The organism is Geothermobacter ehrlichii (assembly GCF_008124615.1).
Lineage (GTDB): Bacteria > Desulfobacterota > Desulfuromonadia > Desulfuromonadales > Geothermobacteraceae > Geothermobacter > Geothermobacter ehrlichii.
The window spans coordinates 1-23,251 of sequence record NZ_VNIB01000014.1; the positions used below are offsets into that span (position 1 = coordinate 1).

Here is a 23,251-nt window from a genome sequence, read left to right on the forward strand (position 1 = left end):
ATGGCAGCGGTCAGAGTCGTCTTCCCGTGGTCAACGTGGCCGATGGTGCCAATGTTGACATGGGGCTTTGTTCTCTCGAATTTTTCCTTGGACATTGCGTCGACCTCCCTTGTTTCGAGAATCCTGTCTTTTTTGCTTTTGTCGGATTGCGGCCAGAACAGATCCGCTTTCGCGTGACTTAACGGCTCCGAAAAACAACAAAAATCTTCCCAAACAAAAGTGAAATGGAGCCCACAACCGGAATTGAACCGGTGACCTCACCCTTACCAAGGGTGTGCTCTACCATCTGAGCTATGTGGGCTTATTCCACCTTTGTCCGCGAAGATCGGTTTTAGTATGGAGCGGGAAACGGGACTCGAACCCGCGACCCTCAGCTTGGAAGGCTGATGCTCTAGCCAACTGAGCTACTCCCGCCCAAAACCTCGAAGAACCGAACTTCTATTAAGTTGTCTTGCAGCCTGGTGGGCGCCACCCGGCGGTGCTCCCAGTACCTGCGGCTCGTGGCCTCCTGGAACACAGCCTCCGGACTTTGCCCGGCAGGTAATTTATCAGTGGTGGAGGGGGGAGGATTCGAACCTCCGAAGTCTACGACGGCAGATTTACAGTCTGCTCCCTTTGGCCACTCGGGAACCCCTCCAAAGGATTGCCTCGATCTATTCTCTTTTCAGCTCGTTGCGCCGTTGTGCTCGAGTGGAGCTGGCGACAGGAATCGAACCCGCAACCTGCTGATTACAAGTCAGCTGCTCTACCAGTTGAGCTACGCCAGCACAAGGAGCGATTTATACCTGAGCGGCGCGCGAAATGCAAGGCCTTTTTTTACGGCCCCGCCCCGCCGCAGCAGCGCAAAACATATAATTTAATTGACCTGCCTTGTCAACCGCCTAGTTGGCCCCGGGGCAATTTTTTTTTGCCCGGCACTGCCCAATAAACAATTTCGGGCGCCCCCCTTGACAATAGGCGACAAATATGGTCATATTTAAACCGCAACAACCACTACGCTTTGGGGTGCTCTTATCCCTCCTGGGAGCACCCCATTTTTTTATCCTGTGACAAGGGACGAGTGACGGGTGACGAGTAAAGACTGGAGGCTGGAAGGAATTCACCTCGTCCCTCGTCACTGTTTTTTCCGTCACCCGTCACTCGTCACCCGTCCCTGAATTTTTGCCGGACCACTTCGAACAGGGCAATGCCGGCGGCGACGGAGGCGTTCAGGGAGGAGACCCGGCCGAACATGGGGATGGCCAGCAGCCGGTCACAGCGGCCGCGGATGTTGGGGCGCAGCCCCCGCCCCTCGGCACCGACCACCAGGGCGACATCCCCGCCCAGATCGACCTCGAAAAGATTGACCGCCTCGTCTTCCCCCGCCAGGCCGTAAAGCCAGATCCCCTGGCGCCGCAGCTCGTCCATGGTACGCGCCAGATTGGTGACCCGGCAGACCGGCAGGTGGTTGAGGGCGCCGGCGGCGGCCCGTTCGGCGACGGCCGTGACCGGACATGAGCGGTCCCGAGGCAGAATCAGCCCGTGACAGCCGGCCACCTCGGCACTGCGAGCGATGGCGCCGAGATTGTGTGGATCGGTGACACCGTCGAGCAACAGAAAGAACGCATGGCGGCCGCTTGCCCGCCAGCGGTCGAGCAGGTCTTCGAATGGACAGTAGCGGAAGGGTTCGAGCAGCAGCACCACGTCCTGGTGCCGCAGGCCGCCGCACAGCCGGTCGAGCTCACCGCGCGGACGCCGGCCGACCGACACGCCCCGCTCTTCGGCCAGCCGCAGCAACGGTTCGATTCGGCGATTCTTCCCACCTTCGGCCACCAGCAGCCGAAGGGCCCGGCGCATGCCGCCGGACAGGGCCTCGCGGACCGGGTTGATGCCGCAGACCAGGTCAGCCATCGGCGGACGACGAAAGCGCCTCCTCGATCTCGGCCAGAATCCGCGCGGCCGCATCCACCGGGTCGTCGGCGGCGGAAATGGGACGGCCGACCACCAGGTAATCGGCCCCGGCCCGGATCGCCTCAGCCGGCGTCGTCACCCGCTTCTGGTCGTTGGCGGCGGCAAAGGCCGGCCGGACCCCCGGGGTCACGATACGAAACTCCGGACCGCAGGCCGAACGGATCAGGCCGACCTCGCGCGGCGAGGCGACCACACCGTCCAGGCCAGCGTCCCTGGCCAGGGCGGCCAGCCGGGGGACCATCTCGGTCACCGGCCGGTCGATGCCGATCTGGCGCAGGGTCTCGTCGGTGGACGAGGTGAGGATGGTCACTGCCAGCACCACGGGGCGCTCGATCCCTTCCCGCTCACAGACTTCGCGCACCGCCGTCGACGTCGCCCGCATCATCTCGCCGCCGCCGAGGGCGTGGACGTTGAACATCCGCACCCCAAGCCGACAGGCCTCGACCGCCGCCTTCGCCACCGTGTTCGGAATGTCGTGGTACTTCAGGTCGAGAAAGACCTCCCCGCCCTCGGCCCGGATCATTCGCACCACGTCCGGTCCGCAGCGCGTGAAAAGCTGCTTGCCGACCTTGAACAGACCGACCTTGCCCCTGAGCAGCTTGACCCATTTTTCAGCCTCGTCAAAAGAATCGACATCCATGGCGAAGGCCAGGTGCCGGCTGGCGTTCTCTTTCATCCGTTCCTCCCTACCAGTTCCCGGACGCGACGGGCGATCTCCTGCACCCGCGAGACCAACTCGGCCGAATCCTCGCCGGGCAGATCGCGCCGCGCCACCATGGTTTCCATGTAAAGCAGTTCGTTGAGAGCCTCCGCCAGCAGCCGGTCGCGGTCGTCCTCTCCCAGCCCGGCCAGATTGGCCGCCAGCCTGCCGGCGTCGAGGGAGCCGTCCTGCCGCAGGGTCACATCCTTGAACACGTAGGAGTAGGGCGGGGGAAGATCACGCAAAAAGTGCTGGACCTCGAAGGCGAAGCGCGGGCTGTACCTGATGACGCGGGCGTGGATGGCAACCAGGGCCGCGTTGTAGATCCGGATCAGTTCGCCGGTCCGCCCCTCGACCTCAACCTGCGGCGGCCGCTCCATGCGCACCCGCTTCTTCTCGATCAGCTGGAACAGAACCTTGAGCCCGTCGAACTCCCCCAGCCCCGACTGCCGCAGGATCTCCCTCGCCTCGGCGGCAGCCCCCTGCCCGATACGCTCGAGCAGCCGCTGCTCGGCCGGGGAAAGCTCCCCGCCGCCCTCCCCCGTCGCCACCGGGCAGTGATCGAGCGAGCCAATCACCTCCATGAACAAACCACGCTCGTCGATGCGCCGCAGTCCCTCCATGATCAGGTTCTGGGTGTTCATGGCGAGGGTAACGATCTGCTCCTCGTCGAAGGAACGGGCGGCAAAGGAGAAACTTCCCTCACTGAAGGTGAACAGATCATAGACGATGGTTTCAACCTGGCAGCGCAGGGCCTGCCACAGATCCTTGGCCGTCACCACCTGCCGCTCGACCAGGATCTTGCCGATGGGACTCTTGCTGGTAGCGAACTGCCGGGCCCGGTCGAGGGTTTCCCGGTCGACCTTGCCCAGGGTGAAGAGGATCTCGCCGAGGTCCTCTTCCGGAAAGGTGCTGGTGGCGCTGACGACCTCTCCTTCCCTGAAATAGAGGGCCTTCTCGCCGCCCAGCAGGGCAAAGCGCAGAATGCCGGTCTTGCGGAACATGTTGAAGAAGGAGAGCAGGTCGGGCAGGGTGATTTCGCCCAGCGTACCCGCCAGGCAGACGTTGTCTTCCCCCCGGACCGTCAACAACAGGTGGCCACCGGAACAGGACGCCACCTCCAGCGTCCGGTTGCGCAGCTGGCGGACGGCGCTGGCCGGCAGGTTGATGCGCCCATGGCTGCTGACGGTCAGTCCGGACATGACCGCGACCTAGTCGACAGCGGCGCACATCGCCGCCCGCACCTGCTCGACGACCCGGTCTGCCATCTCGTCCACCGGATACAGGGTGCGCTCGCCGCTGCGCCGCTGCTGCAGCTCTAGCCTGCCGTCCTTCAGGCCGCGGGAACCGACGGTCACCCGCAGCGGAATGCCGATCAGGTCGGCGTCCTTGAACTTGCTGCCGGGCCGTTCGTCGCGGTCGTCGAGCAGCACCTCGATCCCCCGTTCGCAGAGCTCGCGATAGAGCTTCTCTCCGGCGGCGGCCACCGCTTCGTCCTTGGGATTGACCAAGGTGACCAGCACCTGGAAGGGAGCGATGGGCATCGGCCAGATGATGCCGTTTTCGTCGTGGTTCTGCTCGATGGCGGCGGCCACGGTGCGGCCGATGCCGATGCCGTAGCACCCCATGACCAGGGTCCGTTCCCGCCCCTGCTCGTCAAGCACGGTGGCCTGCATGCTCTCGGAATACTTGGTCCCCAGCTTGAAGACGTGCCCGACCTCGATACCGCGCCAGGTCTCCAGCCTGCCGCCGCAGCGGGGACAGGGGTCGCCGGCCTCGGCCTGGCGCAGATCGGCGAAGCGACTCACCTCGAAATCGCGGCCGTGGTTGACGCCGGTGAGGTGGGCATCCTTTTCGTTGGCGCCGACGACGAAATCCGCCATCGCCCGCACTTCCATGTCGGCCAGCACCGGGATCTCCAGACCGACCGGGCCGGCGAAGCCGGCCGGGGCGCCGGTCACCTTGAAAACCTTGTCGTCGGACGCCAGCTCCACCCAGTCGGCATCGAGCAGGTTGCCAACCTTGACCAGGTTCAGCTCGCGGTCGCCGCGCAGCAGCACGGCAACCAGCTCTCCGCTGTCGGTCTCGACGATGAGGGTCTTGACCAGTTTCTCGGCCGGCACGCCGAGAAAGGACGCCACCTCGGCGATGCTTTTTTGACCCGGGGTGGCGACCTTCTGCAGTTCGGCCGCCGGTGCCGGGGCCTGGGCATCGAAGCGGATTTCGGCCTTCTCGACGTTGGCGGCGTACTCGCAGCTGTCGCAGGAAACGATGGCGTCCTCGCCGGAGTCGGCCAGCACCATGAACTCGTGCGAAAAGGAACCGCCGATCGCTCCCGAATCAGCCTCCACCGCCCGGAACTTCAGGCCGCAGCGCTGGAAAATGCGCCGATAGGCCTGGTACATCTTCTCGTAGGCGACATCTGCCCCGGCATCGTCCAGATCGAAGGAATAGGCGTCCTTCATGATGAACTCGCGACCGCGCATCAGCCCGAAGCGGGGCCGGATCTCGTCGCGGAACTTGGTCTGGATCTGGTAGAGGTTGACCGGCAGCTGCCGGTAGGAACGCAGCTCGCGGCGAACGATGTCGGTGATGACCTCCTCATGCGTCGGGCCGAGACAGAACTCTGCCTCCTTGCGGTCCTTCAGCCGCAGCAGCTCCTTGCCGTACTGCCGCCAGCGGCCCGACTCCTGCCAAAGTTCGGCAGGCGTCACCGAAGGCATCAGCAGCTCGATGGCGCCGGCGCGGTTCATCTCCTCGCGCACGATCTGCTCCACCTTGCGGATGGCGCGCAGGCCGAAGGGCAGATAGCTGTAGATACCGGCGGCGACCTTCTTGATCATCCCGGCGCGGATCATCAGCTTGTGGCTGACCACCTCGGCGTCGGCCGGAGTCTCCCTGACGGTGTTGAGAAAATACTGGCTGTAACGCATGGAAGGCATCCTCACTGAAAGAATGGGCGCCCGACGGGCGCCGCGACGGTTCAGGAAACTACCTTATTTGCCTTTTTTTTGCAAGAAACCCCGGCAACGAGGCCATGGGGCTGAACGACGGCCCCAGCCCGAAATGCCGGAGCCGGGTCCTCAGTCGATGGCGTCGATCCGGGCCAGCAGCTCCTCGGTGCAACGCTGCATCAACGCACGGTCGCCGCGCGACTCGACGTTGAGCCGCAACACCGGCTCGGTGTTGGAGGGACGCAGATTGAAGCGCCAGTCGTCGAACTCGACCGACAGGCCGTCAGTATGGTCGACCCGGCCGCCCCGGCCCGCGTACTCCTCCTCGACAAGCCGCAGCACCTTCTCCGGATCGGCCACCCGCCGGTTGATCTCGCCGCTGGCCGGGTAGGCGGCGATCCGCTCGGCGACCAGGGCCGACAGCGGCTTGCCGGTGCGGCACATCAGGCCGGCGACCAGCAGCCAGGGGATCATGCCGCTGTCGCAGTAGGCAAAGTCGCGAAAATAGTGGTGGGCACTCATCTCGCCGCCGTAGAGTGCGTCCTCGGCCCGCATCCGCTCCTTGATGAAGGCATGGCCGGTCTTGCTCATGATCGGGGTGCCGCCGGCGCGACGCACGATGTCGATGGTGTTCCAGGTCAGGCGCGGATCGTGAATGATCTTCGCTCCCGGCACCACGCCGAGCAGAAACTCGGCCAGCAGGCCGACGATATAGTAGCCCTCGATGAACTCCCCCTTTTCGTCGAAGAGAAAGCAGCGGTCGAAATCGCCGTCCCAGGCGACGCCGAAATCGGCGCCGTGCCGGCGCACGGCCTCGGCGGTGGCGCTGCGGTTTTCCGGCAGCAGTGGATTGGGAATGCCGTTGGGGAAACGGCCGTCCGGATCGAAATGGACCGGGATGAACTCGAAGGGCAGCTGCGCCTCGAGCAGGCGCACTACCGGACCGGCACAGCCGTTGCCGGGATTCACTACCACTTTCAGAGGCCGCAGCTCGGTACTGCAGAGATAGCCGAGCAAGTGCCTGACGTAGGGCCCGCGAAAGTTCTCCCGTTCGATCTGGCCGACCTGGTCCGCCGGCGGAAACTCTCCGCCTGCGACCAGCTGGCGGATGGTGTCAAGGCCGCTGTCGCCACTGATCGGCCGGGCCTGCTGGCGCACCAGCTTCATGCCATTGAAGTCGATGGGGTTGTGGCTGGCCGTCACCATGATGCCGCCGTCGAACCTGCCGTAATCGGTGACGAAATAGACCTCCTCGGTGCCGCACAGGCCGATATCGACCACGTCGGACCCGCCTTCGGTGAGGCCGCGCATCAGTGCCGCCGCCAGTGCCTCGCTCGACAACCGCACGTCGCGGCCGACAACCACCCTCTTTGGCCGCAGCCAGGCGGCATAGGCCCGGCCGATGCGCCAGGCCAGATCCTCGTTCAGCTCGTCGGGCAGCCGCCCGCGTATGTCATAGGCCTTGAAACAGGTAAGCTTCATGGTCGCTCCCTCCTCCGGAATCTCATTCGCCGACCTGTTATAAAAACTCCCTCCGGCGAAGTCCAGAACTATTCTTTCTTCGCCGGCAGGTTCGAAAACGGCTTCCGGGCAGGGAACCAAGATACGGGACGCAAGCAACGCTGCTAGGGCGGCAGAAAGCCGGTGGCATGGTCATGACAGCTGGTACAGTCCCTGTCGCGCTTGTGGTTGGGGCTGTGGCAGATCTCGCAGACGCCGAGTCCGTCGCCGCGATTGAAATCCGCCGAACCGTCGACATCCGACTCGAACACCACGTCGCGAACGACGCCCAGAGTCTTGTTCTCTTCGCGGATCCCGGCGTCGGGATACCAGGTCGGCGGGCTGTCGTTGTAGTCGTATTCGATGCCGATCAGGCGGATATTGGTTCCGCCAGCGCTGTTGCCGCGATTGTCGTGCGGATTGTGGCACTCCAGGCAGGTGATGTAGCCGATCTCCCCCGGCAACCGGTTGTCCGGGTTGTGGGCGGCGGCCTCGGTGGCAATCCCCAGGGGGCCGTGACAGGCCAGACAGGTCGTTTCGGTGGAAAACTCGTCGAGCAGTCCGGTGTCGGAAGCACTGCCGTGCAGGCTGTGGCAGGTGTCGCAGCCGTTGTAGTTCTGGTGCGCCGCGATCAGCGCCTCGGCTTTCAGCGGCAAAAGCAAGAGCAACAGGATCAAAAGAAGCGGCATCCGACTGTCTTTCATGGCCACACACCTCCCTGCCGATAGACATCGACCCGCGCCAACTTGCTGTTGGCGACCAGCAGATCGCCGCTGTCGGCATCAATCGCCACGTCGAGGGGGAGAAAAAGCTCGCCGCCGCCGGTACCGGCCTGGCCGACGGTGCCGAGAAGCGCACCGGTCAGCTGATCGAGAACCAGCACCTGGCCCAGCAGGCTGTCGACGAGAAAGAGATGTCCTTTGCCATCGACCGTCAGCCCCTGGGGAGCGGAAAAGATGCTCGTCCCGCCAAGCATGCCACCGCCGGTCGTTCCGGGCAGCGACCGCAAAAAGGTACCGTCTTCCGCATAGATCCGTACCTGCGGCACATCGGGCACGCCAAAGTCGCTGACCAGCACTTCCCGGCGCTGTGCATCGTAGCCGACGGCGGTAGGGGCGTTAAGGTCGCCCGAGCCGATGGCGAACCCGGCGTCGTTACCGTCGAGGGTGAAGACCCGGATCACCCTGGCCTGCAAATCGACGACATAGACCAAGCCGGCGGCGGCATTCAGCGCCAGGCCGTTGGGCCGCTGGAATTCGCCATCCCCCTGTCCCAGGCGGTAGAGCAGGGCGCCATCCGGATCGTAGACCGAAACCCGGCCGGCGCCCTGCTCGGCCACGAAAACCCGTTCCTGCGCGACAACGACTCCGGCCGGTCGGGGACCGACGGGGAAGCTGTCCCGCATTTTCAGGCTCTGCCGATCGAGCAGAAACACCCTGTCGCCGAGATGATCGGCGACCCACAGGCCGTCGTCCGTGACCGCGGACAGACGCACTGGCGATTGCAGTTGCGGCGGCGCACCATCGTTGTCGGCGCAGGAAAACAGGACCAGGCAACAGCCGGCCAAGAACAGGAGACGAATCGGCAGTTTCATCGGCACCTCCATCGCAAGATCAATCCCTAAACACGGCTGGACAACCAGAAATATAACCAGATCAATTGCAGCACCCGGGCCAATCCTCGCTAGAAAAAGCCGGTTCCATCCGGACACAGGTCACCAAACCGAAAGGACGACATCAGCCCTCACTGGACAACCAATTGAAATAAAAGGACTTTACCGAGAACACACCCTCAACCGATCATCGACTCCCCGATACCGGCGGATCGGACTGCACCCGAAAGCTGCGCTCCAGAACAAATGCTCGCCGCCGCAGACCAGAACCTCGCCGTGCATAAATTGCATGGTTGCGCGCCAGAATTTGCCAGGCAAGCCGTTCGCCTGATATCCGTAACAAAAAAAACGAGGGGCCGGTGAACTCTCACCGGCCCCTCGTCGATCGATCTTGAATGGCGCGCTCGACAGGATTCGAACCTGTGACTCGGCTCCGGAGGCCATTTTTCTTGAAAAACACAGAAACACAAAAAGCACAATAGCATGTTGTAATAACGAGAAAAACTGAATTTCAGGAATTAGCACAGACATGATTTCATGAGACAAATTATTTCTTTTTTGTATTTTTTTGCAACAAGCTGCGCCAGGCGGCTGACCATAGGCTGCAACCCAACAGCCAACATCAATTCTACTGAACACATAAACAGGTCGTGACCGGCAATGTGTTCAGCCCGGTGGTCGAGCCGGACGAGACTCCGGTGGCCATCAGGGAATCCGACAGCAAGCCTTTCTACGCCAACAAATAAGCGGGCCATGAAGTGGCGCAACCAAAAGCCCTGCGCCTTCTGCGTGATGTTCGCCGCCACCGGCCGACTGCTGCCGGACTTCATTGCCGGGCTCGGCTCGATCCTGCCGGATGCACTGAAGGCCGGACCTGCCCGGCACCGGACGCTGCCCCACTGGCCAGTCATCTATGTTCTGACTATCATTGTCCTGTTGCCGGCCATCAAGCTCATATCCTGGTGGACGTGGCTGGTAACGGCCTGTCTGGTTATCGGCTGCCTGCTGCATCTGGCCGAAGACGGACTGAGCAAGGGCGGTATTCCGCTGCTGAATCCGGCTGGCCGGAAATTCGGCGCCGGCTGGTACGTGACGGACTCCATCGCGGAAACCTTCGTGGTGGTCGGGATTGTTGTCCTGGCCCTGGTCGTTGCCGGGAAACGGGGATTTCTCTCGATGGACTTTCTCGCCGTCGAGATTCAGTGGCTGCTTTCCTGGTGGAAGTGAATTCGCCTTCCCGTTGCCCCAAAAACAGGCAGACGGCAACGGGCCAAGTCAGTCCCGAAACATGGGACGACCTTATCCACAGAAAACGGGCTGGTTATCCAGTGTGACTGTTGATTGACGGCCGGGCTTTGCGCCCCGGTTTTTGGACGAATTTTTACTCTACATAATTGCTCTTCCGTAAAGTAAACGGCTCACTGTTCTGCTCACCGACCATGAGCGGCCGGCGTGGGCTGGAGCCACCAAGTGGCAGCACAAGGAGCGCACCTGCAGGATTGTGCCTCCTGAGAAAGTCCAGCAGACGAGCCAATAGAATAGAACAAGGAGGCACAGGTGACCGTGGTCCAGGCGGGCAGCAAAATTCTGCGCAAACTTGTCGTGGCTGTGATGGCTCTAATCTTGGCTGGCTGCGGAGTCACAATCGCATACAATGGGAGCAAACCCGCGACAAGATACTTTGGCGCAACCATCGAGGATTTGAGAATCCTTCTGTGCCCGTTCTCAAAAGGGTGGGGTTGGCGTACCTACGGGGTTCTTACGCCTTTCGTCGGCTTCTACGATCTCTACGTATCTATCCCCGTCGATGTCATCGCAATTCCGTTTGTTTTCAAAAATCGCAATCAGGAGCTTCTGTCGAGATTGATGGAGCGACAAACAAAGGACTATGTGAGCCTGCCCTTAGAACAAGATGAAAATGAAGCGACACAAGCCCAGATGACCACAGGTGCGACTGAAGAGAAACCCCAGGATTCAGGGCCGGATTGCCCCAAAAAGACACCATCGGCGCCTCGCTCTTGAAAATTTCCGCTCGACCAGTGGTCGAGCATAGATGGCCGGGAAACTATATGGAGAAAAAAAACATGTTGAACTTGTCCAAACATCCCTGCCCCCTGCCCTCGCGCCGGACCTAACTGACCTGCTTGCCGACTGGCTCAAACTCGATGTCGCCAACGGGGATGCCTGTGCCGACACCCTGAAGACCTACCAGGGACAGATCCAGAGCTGGCCGGCCTGGTGCGGCGAGAATAATGTCCATCCCGGACAGGCCACAACCGAGGATGTCAAAGCCTGGCGGAAGGCCCTGATTGATGCCGGCGCGAAGCCTTCAACGATCTCGCTCAAGCTGACCACCATCCGCAGGTTCTACCAGTCCGCAGTGGACAGGAGGCTGATCGACAAGAACCCGGCAGCCAACGTCAGGGCGCCTCAGGAGCGCCGGGCCAGACAGGAACAGATGAAATACCTGTCGGCGGGCGAGGCGGAGTTGCTGTTCTGGGCCATCCCGACAGATGGCGGTATCAAGGCCCTGCGGGACCGGGCCATGATCGGCCTGATGGCACTCGAAGGGCTACGCCGGGTCGAGATCGTCCGGGCCTGCGTCTCAGATATTGAGGGGAGCGGCCATGACCTGCGGCTGCTGATCCACGGCAAGGGCAAGGACCGTTTCATCTACCCCCGCGAGGATACGGCTCAGGCTCTGGGGGATTACCTTGTGGCCCGTGGCCCTGTTGCCGGAGACGAACTGGGGGAGCCCCTTTTTGTCCAAATCCGCAAGGGTGGTCATCCCGAAGGCCGGATTACCAGACAAGGCGTGAACTCGGTCATCAACCATTATCTGCTGAAGGCCGGTCTGAAGCGGGAGGGGCTTTCCTGCCATGCGTTGCGCCACACCTGCGGGGCGCTGCTCTACCAAGCGACGAGGGACATTCGGGCCGTTCAGGAAACTCTCGGGCACAGTAACATTTCCACTTCTGCCGGCTATGCCCACATTGTCGAGCGTGGGCAGGCACGCTACACGAGGCAGATTCCGGTGGAACTGAAGAGGTGACAGAGAATCTGGCAGCTCAAAGCGTTCTTGTACTTCTGGGGCAATGGTGCGTCGATGGCAACCTGTTGGTAACCTTGACAATGCGATAAAAACGCGCTAACAAAAAGTTGTTCTATAGGAGGGGGATTATGACACGAGGAACAAAGCCGTCCGGGAAGAAGCCAACCGGGCGGCTTTTGTTTTTTCTCTGAGCTGCAAAAGCGCACAGATATTGGAATCCGTTGCTATGGATGAGAAGGCATAACAGGGCAATTTGGTCACAATCTCGTCTAACGCATTGATAACAAAGCTATAAAATGGCCCCAAGCGTGGCAGGGTAGTGGGGGCAAGGTAGGCCATCCAGAAAAAAGGATGGGGAGAGATAATAACAAGTTAGATTTATAAAAATGAATAAAATCATATACGACAATATTCTTCAAAATGAATTTGCATGGGCAATTGAGGCGTACAATACATTAAGAAGCGGCGAAGCACTCTTAAAAGAATCTAAAGAATATAAAGAAAAATGGAAAAAATGCGTAGCAATTAGAAAAGAAAATACAAGCCATACTATAACTGAAGAAGAAAAGGAATTTATGTTGTGGGGTGCTTTCTATCAAAAAGCATTACTTTTAGCTGCTTTCGGCATTGAAAATCTTATAAAAGGTTTGTGGATTGTAGAGAATAACATTTCGTTGAAAACTAAAAATGAAACATACACCAAACTTCCAAATGAGCTTAAAACGCACAATTTACATCAAATTGATATAAAAATCAATTTCAGCCCAAAAGAACGTCAAGTATTAATAGAGCTTTCAAATTATATAAAATGGGTAGGCCGTTATCCTGTTGCACTTAATAGTGTTCAATTTTGTTCTGAGCGCTTCCGCAATCCAGGAATACAATACTATATAGAAGACGCGGTAGTAAATAAAACAAATTTGGAATGCTTTCCTGATGAAATATACTCTATATACAATAAATTAATTTCAGAAATAAAATCAAAAAAATCTAACAATGTAATCAAGCGGAACGAAGATACAGTGGCGGTTCTCGAATAGGACTCTGCCAACTCGAGCCAGCACGTCACGTCCGCCTATCACCAACCGTTATACAATACGAAGGAGAGGAAAAAATGAAGCCTTTTTTGAGATTTTTTTTGTTTATAATCCTTTTCATAATGTTGCCAAGTATTTCATCCGCTGATTGTGTTTATGGAGCAAAAGATAAAAACAAATTTATTAGAGTAGATAGCCATACAATAATCCTGACTGGGGGCTATGGCCCAGATATTTTAATTAAGACATACTGTTTTATATACTCATCTTCGGAGGTCTTAGTATTAAAAGACGATTTCTGTAGCTATGATAATGCAGTGTTGTATATAGATGGTGAAGCATGCGATGCCCAATCAGTAAAAAAATTGGATTAATGCATAAGGCGCTCCACCTGACCGCTATTCCGCTGCACTCCATAGCGGAAAGTGAGCTTGGTCGTTAGGTGATATGGTATGAGAATAGGTGGCCACATGAATTCGACTGCGTCAAAGCGCCAACGGGTTATTACAGCAGTCAACACTCCGCTTGGCTTCTTTGTGCTTGCTCTCCTCATTGTAGAGGCTTTCTTGGCAACCGTTCTGATAGGCGCTAACCTTGATGCGGCACAGAAGATTACTGGTATGTGGCTTGGTATAGGGCTTTTTATTTTTGTAACAACGGCCGTATTTGCCTTAGTTTGGTCCAAACCAGAAAACCTAACATTTGACAAGGAAGCTCACCTTATTGATCGTGGCAAGGCCTATGGAACAGAAAATCACGAAGTAGATACTCCAAACAAATTACCGAAAGATCGTGCTACGCCAGAACATATAGAATCATCAATCAGGAAAGGAGACGAGAAATGAGAAAGGCCTATGCAATTAACTACGACCTCTCGGCTCCAAATCGTGATTATGCAGGACTCTATGAAGCGATTAAGAGCTACCCAGGATGGTGGCATTATCTTGAGTCCACTTGGCTTATCGCTGCAGACAGCACACCATCACAAATATGGGAGAAATTGAAGCCACATATTGATGATAACGACAGCCTACTCATTATCGAGGTTCGCAATAATGTGTCGGGATGGTTGCCAAAGAAAGCGTGGGAGTGGATACGCAAAAATGTGCCAGATTAACGACACCGAACGGCGCGTCACATGACCACTACTCCGCTGGCGCTCCATAGCGGCAGGTAAGCTTAGTCGTTAAAATCCAAAAATGACAAAACAAGAAATCATTACTGTTGCACAAGACATTGAATATTTTGCTAATGACTGGAATGAAAACGCAACTGAAGCCTCAATCCGTAGAGGCTCACCTATACTTCGCAGATTATTGGTTGAGCGAATTCTTGGAAAAGCGTGGCGTGCGGTTGGAAAAGAAAAAGAGCCCATAATTGTCGGTGTCAATTTGGATCTTATGGTTGGCAGTTATGACCGAAACAATCTTGAAATTGCTCTCGCGGGCGGGGCTGCTCACGCTGGCATCTACGCAGCTGGCTACATGCTCACCAAAGGAACCACTCATCTACGCCCACCCGAACGTAAAAATGGTTCAATTGACCATATTATGAAGTATGAATTTCCGCTAAATCAATATCTTGAATCTACATGTGCAATTGTTGCTGGCGCAACAATTAATAGAAGAGAGCTAATTAAATACGTTGCTAATGTAAAAGGCGGAGTACATTTAGGCCTTGGATCAAAGGCCAAACAGAGTATCAAAGCTAGAAAATCGCATAAAACATCACAACATAGATGGTTTGTTTTTTGAAATTTTATCTATTGGCCAGAGTATTGGAAAATCACCAGACTGCCTTAAGCTTGCCTCAACAATAAAAAACGTATGTTTCTAACCCTTATTCACATCCACCAGCTGTCAAGAACAAATTTCCTGCAAACACAGACGACTATCCTGTAAATACAATGCGTACAACAATTATTTTGGCGCTAATCTTGACACTCCTGACCGCCATCCCCTGCCTCGCCTCTTCCTTCACGGGCCAAGTCATCAAAATCTCCGACGGCGACACGATTCAGGTTCTCGATAGCGGTCGGCCAGTCAAAATCCGCTTGGCCGAGATTGACTGTCCGGAGACCAGCCACGGGCCAAAGAAACCGGGCCAGCCCTTCGGTCAGGCTGCAAAGAAATTTGTCCTCGACCTAGTAGGCGGAAGAACAGTACGTGTCGATGTCGTCACCAAGGACCGCTATGGCCGCATCAGTGGCAAGGTCTTACTTGATGATGGCACATTGTAGCCCGTGGCCCTGTTTTCGGAGACGAACTGAGGCAACCTCTCTTCGTCCAGATCCGCAAGGGCGGTCATCCCGAAGGCCGGATCACCAGGCAGGGCGTAAACTCGGTTATCAACCATTATCTGCTCAAGGCCGGCTTGAAACGTGACGGGCTTTCCTACCATGCGCTGCGCCATACCTGTGGGGCGTTGCTCTACCAGGCGACGAGGGACATTCGGGCCGCTCAGGAAACTCTCGGGCACAGCAACATTTCCACTTCCGCCGGCTATGCCCACATTGTCGAGCGCGGGCAGGCACGCTACACGTGGCAGATTCCGGTGGAACTGAAGAAGTGACAGGGAGCCTAGCAGATCAAAACTTTCTGGTATTTCTGGGGCAATGGTGAGTCGATGACAACCTTGACAAGGCAATAAAAAAACGCTAACAAAAGATTGTTCATACGAGAGGGGGATTATGACACGATGAACAAAGCCGTCCGGGGAGAAAAACCAACCGGGCGGCTTTTTTGTTTTTTCTCCGTGATGCAAAACCGTGCACAGATATTGGAATCCGTTATTATTAGATAGACGAAAAGGCATAGCAGGGTAATTGAGGCTAAATTCGTCTGAAACCTTTACAATAGAGCTATAAAAAAGGACCCCCAAGCGCGGTGGGGAGCGAAATCAATGGCACATCGTGCAATAATTTTGAAGAACGCAAAAATTAGGCCACACAAAGCTTTTATGAGGCCTACCTTTGATGCACCCACAGTTATCGTAAGCGATCAATTCGATTACGTTGAGTTGTGGCTAAAAAGAAATTCTAGCCTAGAATCTGTTCTTTATTGGAAACAGGCAGAAAACTTTTATAAAGCAAGTTCTATTCTGCCAGACGGATCTAAGGCGATAACATCCTACTATTGTATGCTGAATGCAGCAAAAGCTTTGTTATCATCAAAAAATATTTCCTTTTCACATTTACATGGTTTGTCTGGGCGTTCAATCGGGAACAAAACAAGCCTTGCAAATGAGCTATCAACAATTAAGGGGACTGGAATATTTGTTTCACTATCAAGATACTTCGGCGCAAACCTTTCGGGCAGACATGTTTCTGTTAAAGATGCACTATACAACCTTCCTTTCGTCCATCGCTCATTTACGGTCACATACCGTGGAGCTCAAGAACTTTTTATTCCTATTGTAAACCCTCACTTTGTCCGTCAAAATAGGGGAAACGAAGCTTGGTTTTGCGCTGAAATCATCGATGACAAATATAAGAAAAGGGAAATTTTTAGCAGACAACGCGGATGGGAAGTAGACATTGGCATTAAGTCAAAGTTTGTTATACGCAGAAAAAGGAGATTTAAGTGGAATACTTCCCGCGGCTCAAAAAAGTCAGAACGCATCAATCAACTAATAAAGTATCACCAAAAAATCAGGCGTGATATTAAATACATACATGGTTCCCATCGACTGTGGTACTTCAAGCGTAACGACAGGGTAGATGGTGTTTTGCCTTGGCCAACACCAGTATTGATTTACATTGTAATGCATAGATTAAGTGAATTAACTCGTTATGACCCAAAGCGTCTCCGAAGACACTTTGAATGCCAACACAACTGGTTATTGTCAGAGTTCATCAACCAGGCTGCAGACAATTTTATTGATCAGATTGCTAGCGATATAACAGGACATGAGTTAATGGTTCCAGGTTATAGGGCTAGATTCTAGCTCAAAGTACCAACTTTGAGACGAGGTTACAAAACAAGACATGATGCGCTTTTCGATCATGTTGACTAACCATGTCCTATACGAACCCTACCTATAGCTATGACTGTTTCCCATAGCGTTTATAACCGTTCAATTGTACAATGATACGTATCGGCTTTATCAATTTTTGAAACCCCGATGAACTCGGAGTCCTACACGCAAATTCTTGGATATGTCCGTTTAGCAACCCATCTACCAAGGTCCGACGATGTCTGCCTTGCGAATCTGCTCGAGATCCTCGGAGTCGAGACATCCTTAAAACGCATCCTTCCTGTCCTCAAAACGTTCGTCCAAATCCGGAAAGATTTGGAGCTCTGCATCCCGAAGAACCTTTTATGGGCACCTGCCCGGGCAAGGCTGAAAGACGCATTCTCTCTGGCAGAGCATCTTCTTCAAAAGCGCTCTCAAATCCAGACCGATCTCCCCAGCCTGGACCTCAGGCCAACTGAGGTCAGGAACAATGTCTTTCAAAAACAAATTTCGGAAGGCCCCTTTCTTGCCACCCTCGGGTACCTTCCGACCAACCCGGAACATCTGGGTCATTGGCACCTACTGCTGGCTCAAATCATTCTTGTCCGTCTCCTGACCGTGCAACTCAATCGGGAAGGCGAGGCACGAGAACAGCTTGGCAGAGCCCTCCGGACCGTCCGCGGGCTTGCGGACGATCCCTTGCTGGCCCAGATGCCGATGGGCCCATGTGTCCCGGAAAGATTTCTCGATGACTTGCGTCGAATCGAGAATGAAAAACTCACTCCCCTGACCACTTATCTCGAGACAGCCCTTGAGCTGTGCCGGCCTCACCCTTTCAGCCTCCCCGACCTCAATCGAGAACAAACCTCTTCAGGGGCAGATGACACAACGTTCGAAGAGGAGAGCGAAAAGGCCACGCTTGTGGTTGAAGACCTTCGGCCGACGGAGGAGGAGAGCGAACCACCGGAAGCGAACAGCCTTGTTTTTGCTTTCCAACGGACCCTGCCCGACGGCAAGCGCGTTCAGCAGGACAGCATTCGGGCCACGACACAACGCCAAGCCCGGGAGAACCAGATGCTGCCGGGCTCTTGGGACAATCTCAACCAGCATGAGCTGGAGGTTCTGGTCAAAGGCATTTTCAGCGAAACGAGACATGACTGCATCGAGGCGAGAATCCAGCTTGGCATCATGCTGTTCGCCGGGCTTGATCCAAAACGCATTCGTTGCCTATTGGTGGTCGATCATCCCGACAACGCCGAAGGGCCAGACACCTACATCTCGCAAACCCGTTGTCTTCGTCTTCGGTCAGAGGAACCCCAGTTAAAAACCCGGCCTTCTACCGAGGCAACGCAGCAGACGTGGCAAAGACAGTTCCATGTTGACCTGCCACTGCCACCCTCGCTGGCAAAGCTGATTGAACGGTATGTGGCCCTCCGTTCTTCGACGACACCGACACAGCTGTTTGTAGGCAACGCACCTTCGTCCTGCCAAAGTTTGTTGGCCAAACTTCGGAAAAAGGCTTCCAGACTGACCTTCCACCGGATCCAGGACCACCTTCTCTATCGGTTGGCGAACCTTCCCAACTCGGACATCGCAGTTGCCAGCCTGCTGCTGGGGCGTAAAATCTACCTGGCCAGAACCCGGGTGCATTACGCCGCATTTGACCCGGAGTTTTTGCAACAACTCTACATCAGAGCCTGCAACGACCTTCTCCGTGAAGCGGGTCAGCAGGACCGGATACCAGAGCGGTACCCACTGGCTCCTCCTAGGATTGTCGGTACTCCGCGTCGTCCCCGGCTTGCAGAGGTTCAACATCTGGCCGATAAACTGAAAGAACAGATTGACCAAACACCTCTTCCCCGAACACAGCAGGAATGGGTTGCTTGCCACAACAGCTATACGCTGTACACGTTACTTTTCCTGGCATATTGCACCGGACTCAGGCCGAACCACACACCGTACATTCCTCCGCAGAGAATCGACCCGGCCAACGGACTCACCGTCATCTGGGACAAGTCGGGCATTGACCAGTATCACTGCCGCCTGGCATGGCTGTCACCGGAATGTGTCCACCAGATCAATCACTACCACACCTACATCAACCGTTACTTTCAGACCGAAAAAGGCACGGACAATCCGGCCGAGCTCAGCATCTTCTTCCTCTCTCCCGAGATGAAGCCTGTTGCCGTCACTCGCCAGGAGCTCGTCAGACGTTTGGCCGAAAACGGTTTTTTTCTACCGCCCAACGTCCAACGGCACCTGCTCAAATCGGAACTGCAGGAAGACGGTTGTCACTGGGAGGTCATCGAGGCGCTACTGGGGCACTGGCATTTGGGAGAGGAACCTTGGGCACAGACCTCGGCCTTGCACCCGGACGACTTTCGGCAAGAGTTGAGCCGTTACATTGTGCGCCTGCTCGAACGGCTTGGATTCAAGGCCATCCAATGGCCACCTGAGCGGCGAGGGAGAAGAGAGATTATTCGTCTACCTGGACTTCCAGCTTCCAAAAGGCCGGGCCGTACCAGCCAAATGCAAAAGGCTTCTGCCCGCAAGGTTCGGCAGATCCTTGATGATCCCCCCGGAGAGCTGTGGCAACAACTTTTTGGCGTCGCCTGGCCCAACGGGCTCAGTACCAAGCCCGAACAGATTCATGTTCTGGACAAGCTGCGCTGTTATCTTCCGGATATCTACAAGGGCAACGCCCGACCTCAGGTGAACCTCGACCAACTACGTCAATTCATCGAGAAGCTCGAACCGCACCCGGTGGACCCGAGAGTCTACCATCGCCGAATCTCCTTTCTGATCCGGGGGCTGGAAAGAGGACGGGACGTTCAAAATTGGGACATCCCCATCCCACCCAAACCGGTCATCAACCGAAAACCGAGAAATCTGGCAAAACTTTCCCTAGTCGACCATGTATTGCAAGCGCGTCTTCTGGAGAAGGCCCTGGTCAAAGAGCTGGAGAATCCACCGCCTGACGACCCGCTTATTGCCCTGGGACAGATTCTCGTAAGCGCAGTTTTGTTCGGCGGCATCAACCACCAGACATGGGCCGAAGCGCTCGTCAAATCCCTGCCGGACAAGGTCTACCTGTACCAGAAGACCTTATGGGTCGATCTCTGGCGGGAAGACATTGACGACATCCCGCCCCAGGAGCGCTGGCGCCTGCAGCGGAATCCGACGCTCTATCGCCGCTGGCTGCCCGACCCGGTAACCCGTAACCTGATCCTGCAGTTCTACTCCCGAACGCAACGACCTATGGAGAGACAAAGCCTCTCTCTTAAGTCGATCTACGCGGCCTACCGCAAGCACCTGAAAGCACAGGGGCATGCCTTACCCACCCTCCGAGACCTGCTACGCCTTGGACAGGCACGAACCACACTCACCAACGAACCGTTCCTGAGTGCCTACTCGCAAAACAAGATCCTTTCGGCCAGTCTGCCCGATCCGGCTTGGGTACGTTTGCTGACCAACAAGGCGGTGGGCCATCAACGTCCAAGCATCCGACGCCGAGGCGCCATCATTACCGACAACCATACGGATTGGCTCAAGCTGCAGAAACAACTGATTCGTGAGCTGAGACATCGCATCGATACGTCAAGCCGGAAAACCGGCGACACCTCCACAGAACAGACGCCTTCCAGCCCGGAACAAACCAAAAATGCCATCGCGACCTTTTTGGCCGACCACCAAGAGCAACTCAGTGAAGCAACAGCCCTGCTCGGTCGTTGGGCCATGCAACTTCTTTCGGCAAGGATCTATCCGCAGGAAAACCGCAAGGTCCAACCGGAGGCAAAATCGACCGTCATCTCCTACCTTGAAGCGTTCGATGACGAGTTTCTGCTGCATGCTGTCGGGCATGACATATCGGAGATGGACGAAGATGACTTCAAGGATCTGATCAGCAAAACCGCAAACGAGATTATTCGGACACGCACGAACCAGAATAACGACAAAATCATCAACGACAGAACGGTCTGGGTCATCGAGCGACTCAACCAATTTTTGTCCTATCTCCACCTCTTTGAGGAGTGCCCGGACCTTTTCGTCGATTTGAAGAAGAGCGGAATCCGCGTATACAAGAAGGACAACAAGGTACGGGCCAACCTGCTATCGGTCGGCGAGTACAGGGATTTGCGCAGTGCCATGGGGTGGAAGAGGAGACAAGACCTCAGCCGCCGTCAGCGCATGACCCTGGTCGCCCTGGTTCTGCTCTACCGTACCGGCATGCGCATCAACGAGCTCGGTGGAATTCTGGTTGAAGAATGTGTCGGACGGGAGCAACTCGAAATTCTGGTACAACGCAACCGGCTCCGCGGCATTAAAAGCAGGCAAGCTCGGCGTCGACTGCCCCTCTGGCTGCTACTGCCCAAAGAAGAGTTGGACTTCGTCAGAACATGGCTCACCTACCGCAGAAAGGAGCCGGGAACGACAGACGATGCGCCCCTGTTCGCGGATGCTCCCTTCGACATGAAGCCAACGCCTCTGAATGCCCTGGTCGGTCCCATCCGGGACAAGATGGTCGAGGTCACAGGCGACGAGACCCTGACGCTTCATGGTCTGCGCCATACGTTCGCCAACAATCTGCTGACCAGCCTGCTTTGCGAACCGACTGAAAGCAAATCCTCCATTTTGGCTGATGACGACCTTTCCGCCGCCGATCGAATCCGGTTGCGCGAACATCTGCTGGGAGACGGAGCGACCAGCAAAAAGGCTCTCTTCTGCCTGGCCATGCTGCTTGGCCATGCCAGCACGGACACGACTCTGACATCTTACATCCACTTGTGCGACAGACTCGTTGTGCATAACAGCCAGCGAAAAGACAGCGCCCCTCCCCTTACGACAAAAGCTATCGCCAGGCTGACGGGACGCGGCCGGCGCATGGGCCAGAACCTACTGAAGAAGCAGACACATCCCCTGGACAAGGTCCTTCCACCACTCGACGACAGTATCCGGCAGGCACTGGCACACCCTCTCCTTCAGGAGGCAAGGAGTCGAAAAACCCCAGCCTTTAAGCCCGATGAGAAGACCTTATCGGAGTTGCTTTACGAAAGGATCGTCGAGCACAAGGACCAACTCCCCACTCAGCTCAAATGGCCGGAGTCCAAACCGGAGATGGAGGTTCTGCAGGTTCTGTTTGAACAGGTGGCAAAATCAGACGATCGCAACAAACCCCCAACAGCGGCGAAAGCACTTCTCGATGGGTTCAGAGTGCGCCACAATCACATTGAAATAAGCCACATTCATATCGCGCACCAGGCGCTCGCTTTTTTGGAATGCCTAGGAATCCCCACGGCAGAGATCACTGTTCATTGTCCTCGCTTCACACGTATAAAATCGCCGAGATCCCTTGAAAGAAAATGGAGAGCGGCGACAGGCCGTTTCCTTCATGCCGCGCCGCCGCAGTGCCGGGAAAACTTGCCCAACGGCAAGATCCGGATCCCGATCCGCTATCTCCTCCATGACGGAAAACTGGTCGAGACAGACAGGAAGCTGGTCAATTTGGTGGGGGTGGTGATTTTTCTAGTGTCAAGAAACGCATACTAAATGCCATGAAACAAAACATGACTTGTTCTGGCCCCAAAAAAGACAACGTCTTTCGCCACATTAAATATCCAAGTCTATAATCGTAACACCTTTCCTGCTGACCTCTAAAACAGCTTTCATACCTGCAGGAAAAAGGTTACGAACAAATTTTTTAATCTTATTCCTTGCATCTTGTGAGATATTACAATTACCTACATCACCAACAACATCAATTCGAACGTTAACACCATTTTTTACTAATGTTACGACCGGCAGAACCTCCAAAACAATTTTGGTAAAATTATCTTCCTTAGGCGAGGAGAACAATTCGACATCAGATTCTTTCTCATCTTCTAAACTTTTATCACAATATTTGACACTTCCTATTGATTCATTTTTAAAAACAGACCAGCAAGGAACAAGAACTGCGCGAATAGAGGTGTTTTTAACTACAACACTAGCAACCTTTTTTATAGTATTTTCCATTTCAGAAAAATAGATAGGCGACACTGAAAAACCATTATCTTGAGCAAGCGACTTGAACTCAAATAATATTTTAATTTGACTGCAAGCCTTATTGCCTCCATCAAGCATCGAAAGCAACATTGAAAAAAACGCGTCAAAAACAACATTTACAAATTCACCATATGATCGTTGATATTCTATAGAGATAGAAATTTTTACATTATAATTATTTTTATAGTCTTCATGATATATAGAAAACCTTAAACTACCATCAAAAATATTGTTAATAATATTGATTAAATCTTTTGCTGCAGACAAAAATTTATACGTCAATTCGGCTACTTCATTTGTGACTTTTCGACTTCCTACATTATAGAATTGAAGATAAAAGGTATTATATTTTTTCATGCCACACACCTCCTCTTCCGTAAATGCCGAGCCAATCGCCCGCGAATAGCGTGATAAGGCACAAAGGCCCTCACCTATATAAAAGGGGGAGGG

20 protein-coding genes and 5 tRNA genes are annotated in these 23,251 nt (G+C 55.2%); 11 read left to right on the forward strand and 14 right to left on the reverse strand.

Annotated features, from left to right (window positions below; all coding sequences use genetic code 11):
• From EDC39_RS12700 to EDC39_RS12760, 13 genes are all read right to left on the reverse strand, one after another.
• Positions 1–95 (reverse strand): GTP-binding protein (locus tag EDC39_RS12700; RefSeq protein ID WP_222862885.1); only part of this gene is annotated, 95 nt, incomplete at its 3' end.
• Between the two features lie 130 nt (positions 96–225).
• A tRNA-Thr gene (locus EDC39_RS12705) sits at positions 226–301 on the reverse strand.
• A gap of 36 nt (positions 302–337) precedes the next feature.
• Positions 338–414 (reverse strand) — tRNA-Gly (locus EDC39_RS12710).
• Between the two features lie 138 nt (positions 415–552).
• Positions 553–637: transfer RNA gene (locus EDC39_RS12715), tRNA-Tyr, on the reverse strand.
• A gap of 54 nt (positions 638–691) precedes the next feature.
• Positions 692–767: transfer RNA gene (locus EDC39_RS12720), tRNA-Thr, on the reverse strand.
• Positions 768–1,143: 376 nt separating this feature from the next.
• Positions 1,144–1,890 (reverse strand): 23S rRNA (guanosine(2251)-2'-O)-methyltransferase RlmB, encoded by a 747-nt coding sequence (rlmB, locus tag EDC39_RS12725; protein WP_148896775.1) that lies wholly within the window; start codon positions 1,888–1,890, stop codon positions 1,144–1,146.
• Positions 1,883–2,626: an orotidine-5'-phosphate decarboxylase gene (gene pyrF / locus EDC39_RS12730; RefSeq protein ID WP_148896776.1), complete on the reverse strand. Its 744-nt coding sequence runs from the start codon at positions 2,624–2,626 to the stop codon at positions 1,883–1,885. The genes rlmB and pyrF overlap by 8 nt, the downstream gene beginning before the upstream one ends.
• Positions 2,623–3,852 (reverse strand): DUF4388 domain-containing protein, encoded by a 1,230-nt coding sequence (locus tag EDC39_RS12735; protein ID WP_148896777.1) that lies wholly within the window; start codon positions 3,850–3,852, stop codon positions 2,623–2,625. Before EDC39_RS12735 ends, pyrF begins: the two co-directional genes overlap by 4 nt.
• Before the next feature lie 9 nt (positions 3,853–3,861).
• On the reverse strand, positions 3,862–5,583 hold the full coding sequence (locus tag EDC39_RS12740; protein WP_148896778.1) for a proline--tRNA ligase: 1,722 nt from the start codon (positions 5,581–5,583) through the stop codon (positions 3,862–3,864).
• A 150-nt stretch (positions 5,584–5,733) separates the two neighbouring features.
• A complete protein-coding gene (locus EDC39_RS12745) occupies positions 5,734–7,086 on the reverse strand; it encodes a phosphohexomutase domain-containing protein (protein WP_148896779.1) in 1,353 nt (450 codons plus the stop codon).
• 143 nt (positions 7,087–7,229) lie between these two features.
• Positions 7,230–7,808: a cytochrome c3 family protein gene (locus EDC39_RS12750; protein ID WP_148896780.1), complete on the reverse strand. Its 579-nt coding sequence runs from the start codon at positions 7,806–7,808 to the stop codon at positions 7,230–7,232.
• A complete protein-coding gene (locus EDC39_RS12755) occupies positions 7,805–8,698 on the reverse strand; it encodes an NHL repeat-containing protein (RefSeq protein ID WP_148896781.1) in 894 nt (297 codons plus the stop codon). The genes EDC39_RS12750 and EDC39_RS12755 overlap by 4 nt, the downstream gene beginning before the upstream one ends.
• 414 nt (positions 8,699–9,112) lie before the next feature.
• Positions 9,113–9,193: transfer RNA gene (locus tag EDC39_RS12760), tRNA-Arg, on the reverse strand.
• Between the two features lie 276 nt (positions 9,194–9,469).
• Between EDC39_RS12760 and EDC39_RS12765 the strand changes: the two genes are divergently transcribed.
• The 11 genes from EDC39_RS12765 to EDC39_RS12815 all read left to right on the forward strand — a co-directional run bounded on the left by EDC39_RS12765 (position 9,470) and on the right by EDC39_RS12815 (position 22,306).
• Positions 9,470–9,943: a metal-dependent hydrolase gene (locus tag EDC39_RS12765; protein WP_187426799.1), complete on the forward strand. Its 474-nt coding sequence runs from the start codon at positions 9,470–9,472 to the stop codon at positions 9,941–9,943.
• 330 nt (positions 9,944–10,273) lie between these two features.
• Positions 10,274–10,738, forward strand: a complete 465-nt coding sequence (locus EDC39_RS12770) for a hypothetical protein (protein WP_148896783.1) — start codon at positions 10,274–10,276, stop codon at positions 10,736–10,738.
• Positions 10,739–10,769: 31 nt separating this feature from the next.
• Positions 10,770–11,768 carry a tyrosine-type recombinase/integrase gene (locus EDC39_RS12775; protein ID WP_148896784.1) on the forward strand — a complete coding sequence of 333 codons (999 nt, stop codon included), beginning with the start codon at positions 10,770–10,772 and terminating at the stop codon, positions 11,766–11,768.
• A gap of 386 nt (positions 11,769–12,154) precedes the next feature.
• Positions 12,155–12,808: a hypothetical protein gene (locus tag EDC39_RS12780; RefSeq protein ID WP_187426800.1), complete on the forward strand. Its 654-nt coding sequence runs from the start codon at positions 12,155–12,157 to the stop codon at positions 12,806–12,808.
• Between the two features lie 467 nt (positions 12,809–13,275).
• The gene (locus EDC39_RS12785; RefSeq protein WP_148896786.1) at positions 13,276–13,650 is read left to right on the forward strand and encodes a hypothetical protein; all 375 of its coding nucleotides are present in this window, start codon (positions 13,276–13,278) and stop codon (positions 13,648–13,650) included.
• Positions 13,647–13,922, forward strand: a complete 276-nt coding sequence (locus tag EDC39_RS12790; protein ID WP_148896787.1) for a hypothetical protein — start codon at positions 13,647–13,649, stop codon at positions 13,920–13,922. The genes EDC39_RS12785 and EDC39_RS12790 overlap by 4 nt, the downstream gene beginning before the upstream one ends.
• Before the next feature lie 82 nt (positions 13,923–14,004).
• Positions 14,005–14,559, forward strand: coding sequence for a hypothetical protein (locus EDC39_RS12795; protein ID WP_148896788.1), 555 nt, complete (start codon positions 14,005–14,007; stop codon positions 14,557–14,559).
• Positions 14,560–14,741: 182 nt separating this feature from the next.
• Positions 14,742–15,044, forward strand: a complete 303-nt coding sequence (locus EDC39_RS12800; RefSeq protein ID WP_222862884.1) for a thermonuclease family protein — start codon at positions 14,742–14,744, stop codon at positions 15,042–15,044.
• A gap of 50 nt (positions 15,045–15,094) precedes the next feature.
• Positions 15,095–15,376, forward strand: a complete 282-nt coding sequence (locus EDC39_RS12805; RefSeq protein ID WP_281289765.1) for a tyrosine-type recombinase/integrase — start codon at positions 15,095–15,097, stop codon at positions 15,374–15,376.
• 330 nt (positions 15,377–15,706) lie between these two features.
• On the forward strand, positions 15,707–16,750 hold the full coding sequence (locus EDC39_RS12810; RefSeq protein WP_148896790.1) for a YaaC family protein: 1,044 nt from the start codon (positions 15,707–15,709) through the stop codon (positions 16,748–16,750).
• A 177-nt stretch (positions 16,751–16,927) separates the two neighbouring features.
• Positions 16,928–22,306 carry a tyrosine-type recombinase/integrase gene (locus EDC39_RS12815; protein WP_148896791.1) on the forward strand — a complete coding sequence of 1,793 codons (5,379 nt, stop codon included), beginning with the start codon at positions 16,928–16,930 and terminating at the stop codon, positions 22,304–22,306.
• A 60-nt stretch (positions 22,307–22,366) separates the two neighbouring features.
• On the opposite strand, the gene EDC39_RS12820 is transcribed toward EDC39_RS12815, so the two are convergent.
• Entirely contained in the window at positions 22,367–23,158 is a 792-nt protein-coding gene (locus EDC39_RS12820) for a hypothetical protein (protein WP_148896792.1), read from the reverse strand.
• Positions 23,159–23,251: the final 93 nt, after the last annotated feature.

What these genes read in the sequence shown, in the direction of transcription:
- EDC39_RS12815 (WP_148896791.1), top strand. Translation starts at nt 16,928, where the DNA reads ATGAACTCGGAGTCCTACACGCAAATTCTTGGATATGTCCGTTTAGCA.
- EDC39_RS12765 (WP_187426799.1), top strand. Translation starts at nt 9,470, where the DNA reads ATGAAGTGGCGCAACCAAAAGCCCTGCGCCTTCTGCGTGATGTTCGCC.
- EDC39_RS12775 (WP_148896784.1), top strand. Translation starts at nt 10,770, where the DNA reads ATGGCCGGGAAACTATATGGAGAAAAAAAACATGTTGAACTTGTCCAA.
- EDC39_RS12810 (WP_148896790.1), top strand. Translation starts at nt 15,707, where the DNA reads ATGGCACATCGTGCAATAATTTTGAAGAACGCAAAAATTAGGCCACAC.
- EDC39_RS12740 (WP_148896778.1), bottom strand. Translation starts at nt 5,583, where the DNA reads ATGCGTTACAGCCAGTATTTTCTCAACACCGTCAGGGAGACTCCGGCC.
- pyrF (WP_148896776.1), bottom strand. Translation starts at nt 2,626, where the DNA reads ATGAAAGAGAACGCCAGCCGGCACCTGGCCTTCGCCATGGATGTCGAT.
- EDC39_RS12785 (WP_148896786.1), top strand. Translation starts at nt 13,276, where the DNA reads ATGAATTCGACTGCGTCAAAGCGCCAACGGGTTATTACAGCAGTCAAC.
- EDC39_RS12735 (WP_148896777.1), bottom strand. Translation starts at nt 3,852, where the DNA reads ATGTCCGGACTGACCGTCAGCAGCCATGGGCGCATCAACCTGCCGGCC.
- EDC39_RS12750 (WP_148896780.1), bottom strand. Translation starts at nt 7,808, where the DNA reads ATGAAAGACAGTCGGATGCCGCTTCTTTTGATCCTGTTGCTCTTGCTT.
- EDC39_RS12755 (WP_148896781.1), bottom strand. Translation starts at nt 8,698, where the DNA reads ATGAAACTGCCGATTCGTCTCCTGTTCTTGGCCGGCTGTTGCCTGGTC.
- EDC39_RS12790 (WP_148896787.1), top strand. Translation starts at nt 13,647, where the DNA reads ATGAGAAAGGCCTATGCAATTAACTACGACCTCTCGGCTCCAAATCGT.
- EDC39_RS12820 (WP_148896792.1), bottom strand. Translation starts at nt 23,158, where the DNA reads ATGAAAAAATATAATACCTTTTATCTTCAATTCTATAATGTAGGAAGT.
- rlmB (WP_148896775.1), bottom strand. Translation starts at nt 1,890, where the DNA reads ATGGCTGACCTGGTCTGCGGCATCAACCCGGTCCGCGAGGCCCTGTCC.
- EDC39_RS12795 (WP_148896788.1), top strand. Translation starts at nt 14,005, where the DNA reads ATGACAAAACAAGAAATCATTACTGTTGCACAAGACATTGAATATTTT.
- EDC39_RS12745 (WP_148896779.1), bottom strand. Translation starts at nt 7,086, where the DNA reads ATGAAGCTTACCTGTTTCAAGGCCTATGACATACGCGGGCGGCTGCCC.
- EDC39_RS12780 (WP_187426800.1), top strand. Translation starts at nt 12,155, where the DNA reads ATGAATAAAATCATATACGACAATATTCTTCAAAATGAATTTGCATGG.